At 67.4% G+C, this 15865-nt stretch carries 16 protein-coding genes; 13 read left to right on the top strand and 3 right to left on the bottom strand.

Going from position 1 to position 15865, the window contains the following annotated elements:
* The first annotated feature begins 251 nt into the window (after nucleotides 1–251).
* The 12 genes from RIL96_RS09100 to rplI all read left to right on the top strand — a co-directional run bounded on the left by RIL96_RS09100 (nucleotide 252) and on the right by rplI (nucleotide 10963).
* Nucleotides 252–1274 (top strand): ABC transporter ATP-binding protein, encoded by a 1023-nt coding sequence (locus tag RIL96_RS09100; protein ID WP_310548704.1) that lies wholly within the window; start codon nucleotides 252–254, stop codon nucleotides 1272–1274.
* Nucleotides 1271–2221: an ABC transporter permease subunit gene (locus RIL96_RS09095; RefSeq protein WP_310548703.1), complete on the top strand. Its 951-nt coding sequence runs from the start codon at nucleotides 1271–1273 to the stop codon at nucleotides 2219–2221. The genes RIL96_RS09100 and RIL96_RS09095 overlap by 4 nt, the downstream gene beginning before the upstream one ends.
* 46 nt (nucleotides 2222–2267) lie before the next feature.
* Nucleotides 2268–3656 carry a sensor histidine kinase gene (locus RIL96_RS09090; protein ID WP_310548702.1) on the top strand — a complete coding sequence of 463 codons (1389 nt, stop codon included), beginning with the start codon at nucleotides 2268–2270 and terminating at the stop codon, nucleotides 3654–3656.
* A gap of 113 nt (nucleotides 3657–3769) precedes the next feature.
* Complete coding sequence (locus RIL96_RS09085; RefSeq protein WP_310548748.1) at nucleotides 3770–4624, top strand: response regulator; 855 nt, start codon at nucleotides 3770–3772, stop codon at nucleotides 4622–4624.
* A 92-nt stretch (nucleotides 4625–4716) separates the two neighbouring features.
* Complete coding sequence (locus tag RIL96_RS09080; protein WP_310548701.1) at nucleotides 4717–5436, top strand: hypothetical protein; 720 nt, start codon at nucleotides 4717–4719, stop codon at nucleotides 5434–5436.
* A gap of 121 nt (nucleotides 5437–5557) precedes the next feature.
* Nucleotides 5558–6235 (top strand): copper chaperone PCu(A)C, encoded by a 678-nt coding sequence (locus RIL96_RS09075; protein WP_310548700.1) that lies wholly within the window; start codon nucleotides 5558–5560, stop codon nucleotides 6233–6235.
* Nucleotides 6219–7487, top strand: a complete 1269-nt coding sequence (locus tag RIL96_RS09070; protein ID WP_310548699.1) for a Dyp-type peroxidase — start codon at nucleotides 6219–6221, stop codon at nucleotides 7485–7487. The genes RIL96_RS09075 and RIL96_RS09070 overlap by 17 nt, the downstream gene beginning before the upstream one ends.
* 129 nt (nucleotides 7488–7616) lie before the next feature.
* On the top strand, nucleotides 7617–8936 hold the full coding sequence (locus RIL96_RS09065) for a M18 family aminopeptidase (protein ID WP_310548698.1): 1320 nt from the start codon (nucleotides 7617–7619) through the stop codon (nucleotides 8934–8936).
* 262 nt (nucleotides 8937–9198) lie between these two features.
* Nucleotides 9199–9498, top strand: a complete 300-nt coding sequence (gene rpsF / locus RIL96_RS09060) for a 30S ribosomal protein S6 (protein ID WP_310548697.1) — start codon at nucleotides 9199–9201, stop codon at nucleotides 9496–9498.
* Between the two features lie 62 nt (nucleotides 9499–9560).
* On the top strand, nucleotides 9561–10124 hold the full coding sequence (locus RIL96_RS09055; RefSeq protein WP_310548696.1) for a single-stranded DNA-binding protein: 564 nt from the start codon (nucleotides 9561–9563) through the stop codon (nucleotides 10122–10124).
* Between the two features lie 111 nt (nucleotides 10125–10235).
* Nucleotides 10236–10475: a 30S ribosomal protein S18 gene (rpsR, locus tag RIL96_RS09050; protein ID WP_261624929.1), complete on the top strand. Its 240-nt coding sequence runs from the start codon at nucleotides 10236–10238 to the stop codon at nucleotides 10473–10475.
* A gap of 35 nt (nucleotides 10476–10510) precedes the next feature.
* The gene (rplI, locus tag RIL96_RS09045; RefSeq protein WP_310548695.1) at nucleotides 10511–10963 is read left to right on the top strand and encodes a 50S ribosomal protein L9; all 453 of its coding nucleotides are present in this window, start codon (nucleotides 10511–10513) and stop codon (nucleotides 10961–10963) included.
* A gap of 267 nt (nucleotides 10964–11230) precedes the next feature.
* Here rplI and RIL96_RS09040 read toward each other — a convergent pair whose 3' ends face one another.
* From RIL96_RS09040 to RIL96_RS09030, 3 genes are all read right to left on the bottom strand, one after another.
* Nucleotides 11231–11506, bottom strand: a complete 276-nt coding sequence (locus RIL96_RS09040) for a hypothetical protein (RefSeq protein WP_310548694.1) — start codon at nucleotides 11504–11506, stop codon at nucleotides 11231–11233.
* Nucleotides 11507–11727: 221 nt separating this feature from the next.
* Entirely contained in the window at nucleotides 11728–12918 is a 1191-nt protein-coding gene (locus RIL96_RS09035) for an amidohydrolase (protein ID WP_310548747.1), read from the bottom strand.
* A 38-nt stretch (nucleotides 12919–12956) separates the two neighbouring features.
* Nucleotides 12957–13796, bottom strand: coding sequence for an alpha/beta fold hydrolase (locus RIL96_RS09030; protein ID WP_310548746.1), 840 nt, complete (start codon nucleotides 13794–13796; stop codon nucleotides 12957–12959).
* 109 nt (nucleotides 13797–13905) lie between these two features.
* Between RIL96_RS09030 and RIL96_RS09025 the strand changes: the two genes are divergently transcribed.
* Nucleotides 13906–15273, top strand: a complete 1368-nt coding sequence (locus RIL96_RS09025) for a condensation domain-containing protein (protein ID WP_310548693.1) — start codon at nucleotides 13906–13908, stop codon at nucleotides 15271–15273.
* Nucleotides 15274–15865 lie beyond the last annotated feature (592 nt).

Here is a 15865-nt window from a genome sequence, read left to right as displayed (position 1 = left end):
GGAGGATCGGCGCGGGGGAAGACCGCGTGGATGGACCGGACCGGGTGCACGGACCGGATCGGGGCAGGAAGAGTCAGTCGGAAGACTCGGATGAGGGAACCGGTCAGGCCGGGTGAGCGTACTCCTCAAGGATGACCTTCGTCCCACGCAGAGATCACCCTGTGGCCTGACGCCACAGGCCCGCGCCCTCCGTAGCGTGGGAGACGTACCGCAGAACCGCTCTGCAGCACGCCACAGGAGGGAGATCAGCCGTGATCACCGCCGAATCGCTGACCAAGACCTACGGCGCCAAGACAGCCGTGGATGACATCAGCTTCACCGCCGCCCCCGGCCGCGTGACCGGGTTCCTCGGCCCCAACGGCGCCGGAAAGTCCACCACGATGCGTATGGCCGTCGGCCTCGACACCCCCACCCGGGGCAGCATCACCGTCAACGGCAAACGCTTCGCCGACCATGCCGCCCCACTGCGTGAGGTCGGTGCCGTGCTCGACGCCGGGGCCACCCACCCCGGGCGCACCGCCCGCGGCCACCTGCGCATCCTCGCCGCCACCCACGGCATACCCCATTCCCGGGTGGACGAGGTCATCGGCATGACCGGCCTCGATCAGGTCGCCACCAAGCGCATCAAAGGCTTCTCCCTGGGCATGAACCAGCGCCTGGGCATCGCCGCCGCGCTGCTGGGTGACCCGGCCACCGTCATCTTCGACGAACCGGTCAACGGCCTCGACCCCGAAGGTGTGCGCTGGGTCCGCCGCCTCACCCGGCGCCTGGCCGATGAGGGCCGTACCGTGTTCCTCTCCTCCCACCTCATGGCTGAGATGGCTCAGACAGCTGATCACGTGATCGTGCTCGGCAAGGGCCGGATCATCGCCGATCTGCCCATCCACGAGCTCATCGACGGCACCGGAGAGGCCCGCACATTGGTCCGCTCCGAGCAGGCCGCCGAGCTGGCTCGGGCGCTCGCCGCCGACGGCGTCACGCTGACCAGCAGAGACGCCGAGAGCTTCGAGGTCACCGGGCTGGACGCCCGCAGCATCGGCCGCGCCGCCCTGCAGGCGGGGATTCCACTCCACGAGCTCACCCCGCTGCGCAGCTCCCTGGAGGACTCCTACATGCAGCTCACCGAAGACTCCGTGGAGTACCGCAGCGGCGGTCTCGACGAGCACACCGGTGCAGGCACCACAACCGTCACCGGCCCAGCGACCGGCGAGAGCGCCACCGCGCGTCCGGTTGCGGCCACTGACAGCGCAGACCACGAAGGAGCCCTGCGATGAATACCTCACCCCAGCACCTCGACACGCGCACTCCGCAGCAGACCTCGGATCGTCTGAGCACCGCAAGCTGCGACGACGGCCAGAGAGTCCGTCCCTTCACCTCGGATGCGTCCCTGCCGGGACTGTCCTTCGCGCGGATTCTGCGCTCGGAGCTCGGCAAGCTCACCGGTATGCGCTCCACTCTGTGGCTGAGCATCACCTCTGTGGTGATGACCGGTCTGATGGTCACCCTCATCCTCTACAGCTTCGGCTGGATGCTGCAGGAGGGTTCCGACTTCGTCGACTCCATGGGTGCGGAGCAGGCCGGTCAGGAGCTGCTGACCCAGGTCCTGATGGCAGGGCTGTTCTTCGCGCTGATCCTCATCGGATGCATCGGCGTCCTCTCCGTCACCTCTGAGTACGGTTCCGGTTCGATCCGCTCCACGATGGCCGCCGTCCCCCGCCGTCTGACCCTCGTGACGGCGAAGGCGACGGCGGCCGCGCTCACCGGCGCCGCCATCGGTGCGGCACTGATCCTCGGCGCCACACTCGCGGTGGTGCTGTTCCTCTCGGCACACGATCTCAGCCTCGCCTTCGGCTCAGCGGAGGTCTGGCAGATCATCGGGGCGAATCTCCTCGTCGTGGTCGTGGTGACGCTGCTCGGTTTCGGCCTGGGCCTGATCCTGCGCAGCTCGGCAGGCTCGATCGTCGTGCTGGCCGCGCTGCTGTTCATCGGTCCGATGGCGATGAGCATCATCGCCGGGCTGGTCACGGACAACCCGGTGGTCGATGCCATCAACACCTGGCAGTTCGGTGCCCTGATCGACTCGTTCCGTGACGTCGGCAGCAGCATGACTGTCCCCGAGATGGAGACGCTGGATCCGGCTCAGGCCGGCCTCGGCCTGCTGGTGTGGCTGCTCGTGGCCCTGGGGCTCGGCACGTGGCTGTTCCGCCGTCGTGACGTCTGAGTGCTGAGTCCTCATCTGTGCCGCCGGTCTGGGTAGTCTCGGCGGTATGAAGAATCCGACGACGCCGTCCGGTGCCGGCACCTTGCCTTCGGGGCAGGTGCCGGCACCGTTGCGTCGTCGTGGTCTGCGCGGCTGGGCCCGGGCACACCCGCGGGTGATGACGCTGCTCATTGTGGGGATCTACCTGCTCATCACGGGGTTCGCCGTGCGAGAGACCGTCGCAGACCTCGGAGCCACGGCGGTGTGGATCTTTGTGCTGGGGTGCCTGATCGCTGCCGCACTGCTGCTGCGGCTGCGCGCACCGCTGTGGGTCACCGCGGCAGTGACGCTGGGTGAGACGCTGCAGACTCTGATCTACCCCTGGTATTCCCCGCAGCTGTTGGGCCTGTGGTTCGCGCTCTATGCCGTGGGGCGCAGTCGTGGTCTGCTGCGGGGGCTGGTGATCGCAGTGGGCACCTCTCTGGTGGCTGTCTCACCGATGCTGCGCGCCCACAGCTGGTCCACAGTCCACGGCGGCCCCGCTCAGCAGGAGCGGTTCGCCATCGAGGCCGGGGCCGGTGGTGGGGATATGACCGTGGTGCTCATCCAGACCGTGCTGGTGCTGGTCGCGTTCTCCTGCGTCTCCGCGGCGTTGGGTGCGGCGGTGCGCCGCGGCCGGGAACATGAGCAGGAGGTCATGCAGTGGGCGGAGCATTCACGCGAGTTGGCGCAGATCGGTGAACGTAACCGGATCGCGCGGGAGATGCACGACGTCGTCGCCCATTCGCTCTCGGTGATGATCTCCTTGGCTGACGGAGCCCGGGTGGTGGCCCGCCGGGATCCTGAGCGCGCCAGCGAGGTGATGGGGGAGGTCTCCAGCACCGGACGCACCGCCCTGGGCGATATGCGCCGGGTGATCGGTGTGCTGCGGGCCGGTGACGACGTCGAAGAGGCTCGCCGCCCGGTGCAGGGTTCCCTGGAGGAGCTCTTCGCCGGATTCCGGCAGGCGGGGCTGCCCCTGGCGGTGACGACGAAGGGCCCGCCGCTGCCGCAGGATCAGGCGTTCGTCCTCACGGTGCATCGGATTCTGCAGGAGGCGCTGACCAATGTGCTGCGCTACGGCAAACAGGTCAGTGAGGTGCAGGTGACCATCGAGCATGTGCCCGGGCCCTCGGCGGCTGAGCGTGAGCGGCTGAGCAGCGACGGGCTCTCGGCCGCGGACCAGCGGGCGCTGGGCATGGCGCCCAGTGGTCAGCTGATGTTGACGATCGCCGACGACGGGCTGCTCGGTGAGACGCCGGCGCCCTCAGTGGGTTCGGGGCAGGGGATCCGGGGGATGGGTGAGCGTGCGGCGTTCTACAACGGGTCGGTGTATGCCGGTCCCGGTGCCCGGCGGGGTTGGATGGTCCACGCGGTGCTCGAACCCCCGGAAGGCGGGGGCGGGGTCGTCGGCTGAGGCCCCACGACGAGGTTCACGGGAGGGCTGAGGTTCATGGGAGAGCTGAGGTTCACTCGATGATGGAGATGACGGCAGAAGGAGAGACGGCGATGGCGGCAGACGAGCCTGATATGGCACGAGTGCCTGGTGCGGCGGAGCGGCCGGAACGCAGCCCCGGTCCCCTGCGGGTGATGCTGGTCGATGATCAGCACCTGCTGCGCATGGGGTTCCGGCTCATCATCGAAGGTGAGGAGGATGTGGAGGTCGTCGCGGAGGCCGGCGACGGCGCGGAGGCCCTAGAGGTGATTGGGGGTCTCGCCGCAGAACGCCGTCCTGATGTGGTGCTGATGGATGTGCGGATGCCCCGGATGGACGGTATCGAGGCCACCCGGCGGATTGTCGCGGAGTTCCCCTGTGCGCGGGTGATCATCCTGACCACGTTCGATCTCGACGAGTACGCCTTCGCGGGTCTGCAGGCAGGTGCCAGTGCGTTTCTGCTCAAGGACGTGACCCCGGAAGACCTGGTCAGCGCAGTGCGGGTGGTGGCTGAAGGCGACGCCGTCGTCGCCCCGCGCATCACGCAGCGACTGCTGGACACCTATGTCCGGGGCGGTGCTTCAGGTGGTGCTCCAGACCGTGCTTCAGGCGGTGCTTCGGGTACGGGAACCGGCAGCGCCGTGGGTTCCGGGGCTGTGGCGGGGCGCTCGCCGTCGAAGACTTCCCGGAAGGGTCCGCCCACCGGGGCCGAGATCGCCGCAGCCCGCGACGACGGCGTCCACCGGGAGGCGCTGACTCAGCGTGAGGCTGAGGTGCTGTTCTGCGTGGCCGAGGGGCTGTCCAATGCGGAGATCGCGGCGAAGCTGTTTCTCTCGGAGGCGACGGTGAAGACCCATGTGCGGCGGATTCTGACGAAGCTGCAGCTGCGTGACCGAGTGCAGGCGGTGGTCTATGCCTATGAGTCGGGGCTGGTCCGCCGGGAGGGCTGAGCGGCGTCGCTGACGGTTTTCTACACCCAGTAGAATACGCACAGTAGAGTTGACGTCGCGGACCGACCGTCGACGAGGACGTGCCGAGTGAGATGACGCAGAATCAGACTGCATGGGGGCGCTACGGGCGCGGGATGACCGCGTCCTGGCTCGCCGTGCTTACTGCCGCGTTCTCGCATACTGCCGCCGGGGCGGCGCTGCCTCATCCGGTGCTGATCCTCGCCGTCCTGCTGATCAGCGGGCCGATCGGGGTGCTGCTGGCGGGACGACGCCGCTCCCTGTTCTCGCTGGCCGCTGTGGTCACCGGTGCTCAGCTGCTCTTCCACGGCCTGTTCACGCTCTTCCCCCTGCATCTGGGGGAGTTGACGACTGTCGCCTCGAGTAGCGCCGCTAATACCGCCTCGAACGCCGGTGGTGTCAGTTCACTCGCTCCACACGGCCAGCACCGTCATTCCCCCGGGCACGCCGATGCGGCTATGCCTGGGGCGCCAGGAGCGCCGATGGAACACGCCGCCGGGTGGCATGAGGGGGCGTGGCATGAGGGGGTGCTGCATGAGGCCGGGCTGGTGATGATCCTCGCCCACCTGCTCGCTGCGGCAATGACGCTGTTCGGATTGCGGTACGGGGAGCTCGCCGTCGCGCGGGCGCTGGAGCTGCTCGATCTGCGCGCAGTGCTGCGGATCATCCGCGCCGAGCCGCGGCGGCTCCGGCCAGTGACCCGCCTGCCGGTGTGCACAGAGTACGCGCCGATCATCGGCCGCCTCCTCCGTGGTGTCCTGAAGCTCAGAGGTCCTCCGGCGGTCACTGCCTGAGCCACCGTGTGCCGTGCGCACACCCGTGTTCTCAGGCCTCGACCTATCTATACCCCTGATATCCCTCGCTGAGCGGCGCCCACGTGCGCCGCTGATCAGCGATGCCTGAGAGGACCCTTTCATGACCAAGACCATGAGCTCTGCCCTGCCATTTGCTCTGTTTTCTCCCCTGCCCTCTGCCGCCCGCCTCACCTCGCTGAGCTCCGCGGTGCTGCTGATCGGGGCCGGACTCACCGCCTGCACGGATTCCGATGAGGAGGCCGCCGAGGAGGTCGCGGAGTCGACAGCCCAGGCAGAGGAGGCGCCCCTGAGGGCCGAGGACACCTGGACCCGCGCCACAGATGCTGAGATGACCGGAGTCTTCGGTGAGATCACCAACTCCGGAGAGGAGGACGTCGAGATCGTCTCCGCCCGCTCCGCCGAGGCCGAGACGGTGGAACTGCATGAAGTCGTCGTCGACGATGACGGCGTGGAGCAGATGCGCCAGATCGAGGGCGGCTTCCCCGTGCCCGCCGGAGGTTCGCTGCAGCTGGAGCCCGGTGATGATCACCTCATGCTCATGGGCCTGGACCAGCAGCTGCACCCCGGTGACAGTGTGGAGATCATCCTCACGCTCTCCGATGACACGGAGCTCAGCTTCGAGGCGATGGTCAAGGACGAGGGCGGTGATGACGCCCCTTATGACGAGGAGGACAGCGCCGAGGACAGCGCCGAGGACAACAGCGCCGAGGACAGCAACACTGAAGACAACAGTGACAGCCATGGCAACGGGGATGACCACGATGACCAGGACCACTGACCAGGAGCCGGAGGGCGCATCGCCGGAGAGGGTCTCCCGCCGTCGGCTGCTGGCCACTGCCGGGGTCGGCGGAGCCGGAGCCCTGGCCAGTGCCGGGATCGGTGTCGGCACAGTGCTCGGAGTGCAGGCAGCCCGTGAGCCGCAGGAACGGTCGATTCAGTTCGGCGCCGACGTCGAACCCTTCCACGGTCCGCGTCAGGCCGGGATCACCACGGCCCCGCAAGCCCATCTGGTGTTCATCGCCCTGGACCTGCGTGAGGGCGCGGATGCGCGCTCCATCGTCAGGCTGCTGAGGCTGCTCAGCGATGATGCCGCCCGACTCACCGCCGGTGAACCGGCGCTCGCGGACACCGAACCTGAGCTGGCGCTGACTCCGGCCTCGATGACGGTGACCTTCGGATTCGGCCGGCGCCTGGTGGAGACCCTGTCTCCCGGGGCAGCCCCCGAGTGGCTGGAGGAGCTGCCCGAGTTCCGCATCGATGAACTGGATGAGGAGCTCTGCGGCGGTGATCTGGGGCTTCAGCTCTGCGGTGATGACCCCGTCTCCCTGGCACATGCCCGGCGGATGCTGCTCAAGGATGCCCGGCCGTACGCGCGGCCGCGGTGGATCCAGGAGGGTTTCCGGCCCGCGCGGGGCGTCCACCGTCCCGGGGTCACCCATCGCAACCTGTTCGGGCAGGTCGACGGTACGGTGCAGCCGACTGCCGGTGATGACGGCCAGGAGTTCGTGGTCTGGGGTCATCCGCCACAGCACCTCGACAGCCCGATCCGGCCCTGGATCGAGGGCGGCACGTCGATGGTGGTCCGGCTGATCCGCATGGACCTCGATGGCTGGGATGAGCTGGCCCGCAGCGGGAAGGAGGCCGCCATCGGCCGTGACCTCAGTGAGGGTGCCCCGCTGACCGGTGAGCACGAACATGATGCCGCCGACTTCGACGCCACGACCCCACTGGGGTTCCCGGTGATCGAGGAGAGCGCACATATGCGCCGGGCCCGAGCACAGAGTCCGGAAGAGCAGATGCTGAGGCGCAGCTACAGCTACGATCGCCCACCGGCAGGCGCAGGGATCAGCGACTCCGGTCAGCTGTTTATCGCCTTCCAGGCTGATGTGATCAGGCAGTTCCTGCCGGTGCAGCGGCGGCTCGCGGAGCTCGACCGGCTCAATGAGTGGACCACCCCGATCGGCAGTGCCGTTTTCGCCGTACCGCCGGGCTGTGCGCCCGGTGGGTACATCGGCGACGTACTGGGCTGAGCGGGGCACTCGCCAGCGGTGCCGCCACTGGGTGCATGTCGTTGCGGGTCTGTGCAGATTGGTGGAGGTCTGTACAGGTCTGTGTTCTGTGCAGGTCGGTGTGGTGCGCGGACGCCTACGATGGTGACTATGGCCGATTCGCGCACCGCACTGACCGCTTACCAGCTCATCGACGACCTCGGCGACTACGTGACCGCCTCGCCGTCGTCGTATCACGCCGCCGACGCCGCGGCCCGGCGGCTGGTCACCGCCGGATTCACCCAGCTCGGCGAGCACCAGGACTGGCCCAGTGCTCCCGGGCGCTATGTGGTGGTCCGCGACGGCGCGGTGCTCGCATGGATCATCCCGGAATCCGCGACGGCGACGACCCCGCTGCGGATCCTCGGTGCCCACACCGATTCCCCGGGATTCAAGCTCAAGCCCAAGCCCACCGTGCTCTCCCACGGGTGGGTCCAGGCTGGTACTGAGGTCTACGGTGGTCCGCTGCTGAACTCGTGGCTGGACCGGGAGCTGCGGTTGGCCGGTCGGCTGGTGACCCGCGACGGCGCCACCCACCTGGCTGCCACCGGTGCGGTGGCGCGCATCCCGCAGCTGGCCATCCACCTGGACCGGCAGGTCAATGACGGGCTGACCGTGGGCAAGCAGGCGCATACTGCACCGGTGCTGGGGCTGGCGGGGACTGCCGAGCAGGCGGCGCAGGCTGATGTGCTCGCCGTCGTCGCCCGGGCCGCCGGGCTCGAGGCGGGTGAGGTCGACGGGTACGACGTCGTCGTCGCCGATGCGCAGCCTCCGGCGCGGTTCGGCGCGGATCAGGAGTTCTTCGCCTCGGGGCGGCTGGACAACCTCTCCTCGGTGCACGCGGGGATCACCGCGCTGGAGCAGATCGCTGACACCGCCGATGCCGGTGCGGTGATCCCTGTGCTGGCGGCCTTCGATCACGAGGAGCTGGGCTCCGCCTCACGCTCCGGGGCCGCGGGGCCGTTCTTGGAAGAGGTGCTCGGGCGGATCTATGAGGGGTTGGGGGCCACGGTGGCGCAGCGGGCGCGGGCGTTCGGGGAGTCCTGGCACCTGTCCTGCGATGCCGGGCACGCAGTGCATCCGAACTACCCTGAGCGGCATGATCCGGCCAACCGGCCGCTGCTCAACCGGGGGCCGCTGCTGAAGATCAACGCCAATCAGCGCTACACCACTGATGCGCCGGGGGCTGCGATGTGGGCGCAGGTCTGCCGTGCCGCCGGGGTGCCGAGCCAGGAGTTCGTCTCACGCAATGACATCCCCTGCGGGTCCACGATCGGCCCGATCACCGCGACCCGGCTGGGGATCCGTACCGTCGACGTCGGGATCCCGCTGCTGTCGATGCATTCGGCGCGGGAGATGTGCGGCGTGGAGGATGTGGCGTCGCTGCGCGATGCCGTCGTCGGGTTCTTCACCACGGAACTCACCGTCTGACCCCACCCCTCCCTATCGAGAATCCCTGGGTTTGTGAGTTATCCCGCTGTATGTTCCACGGGAGAACTCACAAACCCAGGGATTCTCGATCCGGGTAGTGCGGGCACGGGATTGCCGGTACGATAGTGCAGGTTGTCTTCCTGGGGGTTCTGCGTGCCCGTACATCGGTGCATGCAGAAGTCCGCTCAGCGGAGACGCACGCATAGAACCTCCTGTTACGGAAAGCCCGTGACCGCCAGACCGAAGGAGGTGGGTTCAACACATGCGTCACTATGAACTGATGGTGCTCGTCGACCCCGAGGTGGATGAGCGCACTGTGGAGCCGACTCTCGGCAAGTACATGGAGATCGTCAAGAAGGACGGCGGCTCTGTGGACGAGATCGACGTCTGGGGCCGTCGCCGCCTGGCCTATGAGATCCGGAAGAAGCACGAGGCCATCTACGCCGTCGTGAACTTCCACTCGACCCCGGAGTCCTCGCACGAGCTTGAGCGTCTGCTCCGCCTCAACGAGACGATCATGCGCACCAAGATCATCCGTCCCGAGGACCAGCACATCGCCTGATCCTCGAGGTGGACGGACCGCAAGGTCCGACCCCTGTCAGGTACATCACCTAGGAGCTGAACATGGCCGGCGAGACCATCATCACCGTTGTCGGAAACCTCACCGCTGATCCTGAGCTGCGCTTCACCCCTTCGGGTGCGGCGGTCTCGAACTTCACCATCGCGTCGACCCCGCGGTTCTTCGACCGCCAGGCGAACGAGTGGAAGGACGGAGAGACGCTGTTCGTGCGCTGCTCGCTGTGGCGTGAGGCGGCTGAGAACGCGGCCGAGTCGCTCACCAAGGGCACCCGCGTGGTCGCTCAGGGTCGTCTGAAGGCCCGCTCCTTCCAGACGAAGGAGGGTGAGAACCGCACCAGCTGGGAGCTCGACGTCGACGAGATCGGCCCGTCCCTGCGCTTCGCCACTGCGAACGTGCAGCGGCAGGGCCGCGGCGGCGGAGGCGGTGGAGGATTCCAGTCCTCCGGCGGTGGCTTCGGCGGCGGCCAGCCCTCCGGCGGGTTCGGCGGAGGAAACTCCGGCGGACAGTCCGGCGGCTGGGACAGCTCCGGTCCCTCCAACGATCCGTGGGGCGGCCAGCCCTCCGGCGGCGGCTGGGACACCCCTGACAGCAACGAGCCTCCCTTCTGATCAGCTGATCAGGGGAATCCGACGTCAATGACGGCGGAGCGGCTCGAAAGACATCTGTACACCATCCCGCAGTGAAGGCTGCGGGCTCCGATCAAGTGAAGGAGCACCACGATGGCAAAGGCTGACATCAAGAAGCCCAAGCCCAAGGCGAACCCGCTGAAGGCTGCTGACATCAAGGTCATCGACTACAAGGACACCGCTCTGCTGCGGAAGTTCATCTCCGACCGAGGAAAGATCCGTGCGCGCCGCGTCACCGGCGTCTCCGTGCAGGAGCAGCGCAAGATCGCCCAGGCCATCAAGAACGCCCGTGAGATGGCCCTGCTGCCGTACTCCGGCGCGGGTCGCGGCTGATCCGGGACTGACTGGGAAGGAAAGGAACTACTGATATGGCAAAGCTCATCCTGACTCAGGAAGTCACCGACTTGGGTGCTGCGGGCGACGTCGTCGAGGTCAAGGACGGCTACGCACGCAACTACCTGCTGCCGCGCGGCTACGCGATGACCTGGACCAAGGGCGGAGAGAAGGACGTGGAGCGCCTGCGCGCCGCACGTGCCGCCCGCGAGATCGCCACCGTCGAGGAGGCTCAGCAGGTCGCCGAGAAGCTGCAGTCGGCACCGGTGCTGGTCGCTGTGAAGACCGGTGAGTCCGGGCGCCTGTTCGGCACCGTCGGCCCGGCGCAGGTCGCTGAGGCTGTCGAGGCCGCAGGCCTGGGCTCGATCGACAAGCGCACCGTTGAGATCCCGGAGCGGATCAAGGCAGTCGGCAGCTACTCCGCCAGCGTGAAGCTGCACGCCGACGTCTCGGCCACTCTCGACCTGCAGGTCGTCGCCGAGAAGTGAGTCTGCTGCGCTGAGAGGCCACTCTCGGTGCTTAAGCAATGAGGGCCCCGGATCTGAACTGGATCCGGGGCCCTTCTGTGTCAGGTCAGCTTGTGGCGAGCTCAGATCAGCTCGGGGCGAGCCCATGTGCGGGGGTTCCTGCCGGAATGCTATGAATGTGCGTCGGGCTGCACCATATGACGAGCCCGACGCACAGAGGTAGCGGAAGCATCTGCATTCCCGCTCTGAGACAGTCAGAGGGGTCTGGCGGGTGGCGCAGAGAGGTTCTTATTGAGCCAGCTGACCCAGCAGGCCCCAGAGCAGACCGAGCACGATGATCACAGCAGCAGTCGGGATCACCGTCCACAATCCGTGGAGTAGCCCCCGCCAGAAGCGGCGGGTGATCGCCCAGGCGGCGGCAGTGCCGGGGAGCATCAGGAGCAGAAATGCGGTGCCGAGGCCGAGGATCGCGGTGATGATGAAGAATGTCGAAGAGCCCTGATCCCCGTCGTAGCCCGCAAATGCACTGACGAGCCAGCTGAGCGTGCTGATGGAGATCAGCATGACACTGCCCACCGTCGCGGGGATGAACAGCGCACAGTAGAGGGCGATCGCGAGGCCCCACAACGGCCGCCCCCGGTTCGGTGGCTCCCAAGGATGGTACCCAGGAGCTGGATACGGTGCCGCAGGGTACCCCGGAACTCCGTTATCGGGCAGGCCACCACCAGGTGGGTACCCCGGGGCGCCATACCCCGGGGGACCTGCTGGTGGCTGCGGGGGGAGGGTCACTGACCCACCCACTCCAGGATCCCGGCCAGAGCCGCACGGGTACCGGTGGTCAGGGTCGGTTCGATCACCGGGCCGAAGAACGGCGAGTGGTTGACGGGGGTGTCCTCATCCACGGAGTCGAAGCCGCCGAAGAACCAGAACACGGAGGGCACACCGATGGCCGAGGCCAGACGCCCGAAATCCTCGGAGCCCATCCGCGGGGTGCCGAGAGTTGCGTTCTCGTCACCGAGAACGCCGCGTAGAGCGTCGAGGACCCGGTGAGAGGTCTCCTCGTCGTTGTGGTTCAGCGGGAACTCGTACATCGGTTCAATCGTAGGCTCTGGGGCTCCTGATGTCTGCGCCTCCGCGCGGATGATCCGCTCCACCGCGGCGAGCACCTGGGAGCGGACCTCCGCCTCCAGGGAGCGGATGTTGACTGTGAACTCCGCACGGTCGGGAATGATGTTCTCCTTCAGCCCGGCGTGGAAAGTCCCCACGGTGACCACCGCGGACTGCAGAGGACTGACTTCCCGGGAGACGATACCCTGCAGCCGCATCACGATCGCGGCTCCGAGGACGATGGGATCCACCCCGCTCTGCGGCTGCGAGCCGTGCGACTGCTTGCCGAAGACCGTCACCCGCAGTGAGTCGGCAGCGGCCATCGTAGGGCCGGGAGTCAGCTGGATACTGCCGGCGCGGTCCGGCCACACGTGCTGCCCCAGCACCGCCTCCGGATGCGGTGCCCGGTCCCAGAGCCCGTCGTTGATCATGGCCTGGGCGCCGGCACCGGTCTCTTCACCGGGCTGGAAGATCAGCACCACCGTCCCGGACCAGGCGTCTTTCTCGCGGACGAGCAGCCGAGCGGCGGTGACCAGTGAGGTGATGTGGGTGTCATGGCCGCATCCGTGCATCACCGGTACCTCCGTGCCGTCGGGGAGGGTGCCCTGCGCTTCGGAGGCGTAGGGCAGGCCGGTATCTTCGGCGATCGGCAGGCCGTCGGTATCGGCACGGAAGGCCACAGTCGGTCCGTCTCCGTTGCGCAGGACGCCGACGACGCCGGTGCCGCCGCAGCGGAAGTGTTCGATTCCGAGCTCCTCGAGCAGATTCTCGAGCAGCTCGGCGGTCTGGTGTTCCTGCATGGAGAGCTCCGGGTGGGCGTGGAGCTCCTTGTAGAGCTCCTCCATCCGGCGCTGCTCCTCAGCGGTCATCGCGAAGCGGTCGGTCACGGACACCGATGATGGTGTGGTCATATCTGCTCCTGTCTCGGAGCGGGCGCAGAATCGCCCGCAGGTCGGATTCCTTCGTTGGTGAGACCCCCGTGCTCAGCCATGAACTCGGCGGCGAGTTCGGGCCAGGCACGTAGCTGCTCAGGGGTCTCGGCGATGCCCAGAGTGGAATGTGGAAGCAGGCGGTGCAGCTCGTCGGCGGTGGAGAGGGGATGGGCGGCGTCGTCGGTCCAGGCCAGTATCTGGCAGGGCAGGTCCAACTGAGCCAGCCGCTGCGGATCCGGGAGATCGGTTTGGGCCGCACCACGGAACACGGAGGGCAGCAGCTCCCGGGAGACCGACGGCATCGTCTCCTTCGTCCGGTCTGCCTGGGCCGGGGGCGGTGGGGCCAGCCGTCCGAGCCGCGCGAAGGCCGCCACCCCCAGCGTCTCGACCATCCCCGCCGAACGTAGATAGTTCTTCGCCTGCCCAGCCCGGGTCTCCCATGCGGTGGGCGGCACCAGCAGGGTGAGGGAGCTGAACCTGCCGGGATCTTCCAGGGCGGCATACAGCAGAGTCGCCGCACCCATCGAGGGCCCGGCAGCAGTCACACGCTCTCCGGGGGCGACGACGTCGAGCACCTGCAGCAGGTCCTCCGCCAGCTGAGGCCACACATAGTCCTCAGGATTCGGCCGCCCCGTGGACTCCCCGTGTGCCCGAGCATCGATGTGCAGCGTACGCACGCCGGTCAGTGCCACGGTCATATCCAAGCCTGCCGCGCGCTCACGCGACGCCCTAGAGGTGAGGCCGTGCAGTTGGATCACGGGGGGTCCGTCACCAGTGCTGCGGACATGCAGCTGGGCTCCGGTGACCTGGAACATCCCCACAGGTTTCGCCTCTTTCGCCTTGGGCCGCGGCCCTGTGAGCGCCCCGCGACGACGCGCGGACAGGGATGCGTGACGTGGTTCTCTTCGCCTCTAGACTACGCGTATGCGGCTGACCTCTGTGGCCAGGATGCAGACCCAGACCGGCCGGGTCTCCAGCTTCTCCCTCACCGCCGACCCTCCGGCAGAACCGCTTGCGCCCGAGGATCAGCTGCCGATCTCCTTCGACCAGGCCCGCCACGTCGGATTCGGTTCCCGGCCTGGATCCTGGATGGCGGTGGCGATTCAGCTTCCCACCGCGGCGGATCAGGCGCAGATCGTTGCGGCGTGGATGGCAGTCATCGCGCGGCATCAGACCCTGCGCACCGTGTTCACGCACTCGGGTTCAGTGCAGCATCGGTCCGTCAACCAGGATCCCGGCACAGACCTCTCTGAGCCGGAGCTGCTGCTCACCGAGATGACAGTCCACCCGGGGTGCTGGGAGACACTCGCCGAGGAGGCCTCCGCCGCTGAGGTGCGCGAGACCTTACGCCGTCATTTCGACGACGTCTGTGAGCCCTTCGCCGCCCCCGCACACCGGCTCTGCGTGGTCGAGACACCGGAGCGCACCCCTCAGGTCATCATCGGCGCGGACCACTCGCACGTCGATGCCTGGTCGCTGCTGGTCCTGGCCCGGGACCTCACCGCATGTCTTGCTGATCTCCAGGCCGGGAGGCCTGTCGGCGCCGACCTGCCGGTGGCCCAACCCTTCGCGGCGCATACCGCCATGCTGGAGCAGCGCCCCGCCGCCTCCGCGGAGCTGACGGCCCGGTGGCGGGAGATCATCCGGGCAGGCGGTGAGGTGATGCCCACGTTCCCGCTGCCGTTGGGAGACCTGAGCGTTCCCTGCGAGGAGGTCGTCGAAATCCACGACGTCGTCGACGCTCAGGAGCTGGCGCAGTTGGAGGACTACGCGGCCTCTCATCAGGTCAGGCTCCTCGCGGTCGCCGTCTCGGTGCTGACACGGCTGGCTCTGCAGGACAGCGGACAGCCGTTGCGCACGGTGTTCCCGGTCCACAGCCGTGACACGGAGCAATGGTTCGACTCCGTCGGCTGGTTCATCACCAATGCCGTGTTGGAGAATGACGATCCCGACCTGCAGGCGTCCAAGGCCGCCGTCAGAGAGGCGATCCGCCTGGGGTCCACTCCGATGGAGCCCATCATGCGCCCCTACGGGGGGATGCCGGCCGCGCCGGGGATGTTCGCCATGTCGTGGTTGGATCACCGCCGGCTGCCCGTCGCCGTCGATGACGCTCTGGAACCGCAGCATGTCTCCGCGGTCATCCGTACTGATGGGGTGATGATCTGGTTCGTGGTCAATGAGCGGGGTCTGCATCTGCGATGTCGCTACCCGGACACCCTGGAGGCACGGATGACGATGCCGATCTGGCTGGAGGCCATCGTCGCGGGGATGCGCGAACCGCTGGAAGGCTGAGCCGTGCGCAATAGCTGGGGCCGTGCGCTATAGGCTGCGAGATCGACGGCGGAAGGCACAGCTGGAAAGCAGTAGAGGGGCGGACGCGGCGCAGAGCTCTCGGACGCGACCGGATCGCCGGGGTGTTCGGCAGAATCACGGACCGTTCCATATGGTCTCCCGTATGGTCCGGGCGTGATTCCCTTCCCTTCGCCGAACTCCCGGCGACCCGATGCAGGTGCCGCCCGGAGTGCATAGGCTCTCCGACCGGGCCCTACGGTCGGCAGATGACCGCATGGGACTCCTGCGCCGCTGTCCGCATGACGGCATATCAGCTGCCGTCACCGTCAGCCCCAGGGGCGGATGCACGCCAGATAGTCTCCGGCCAATACCCGCCCTGCGAACAGGGCCAGAACTCACGATATGACTCTGGGGCCGCTGGGGCAATCGTGACAATCCGCAGGGCTGTGGAAAATGTGTGAAGTGTGCGGCGTGTCCTGTGGGAAACGTGGGGACAAGCTGTGAGAAGGGCAGAAAACTCCCTTCGAATCCTGCGCTGACCTGGGGCGATGTAGCGACACGCCTGTGAGTTTAACTTTTTTCGCCCTCCCTG

The organism is Nesterenkonia aerolata, assembly GCF_031470965.1.
Classification (GTDB): Bacteria; Actinomycetota; Actinomycetes; order Actinomycetales; family Micrococcaceae; genus Nesterenkonia; species Nesterenkonia aerolata.
This window is presented reverse-complemented; position numbering and strand designations above follow the sequence as displayed.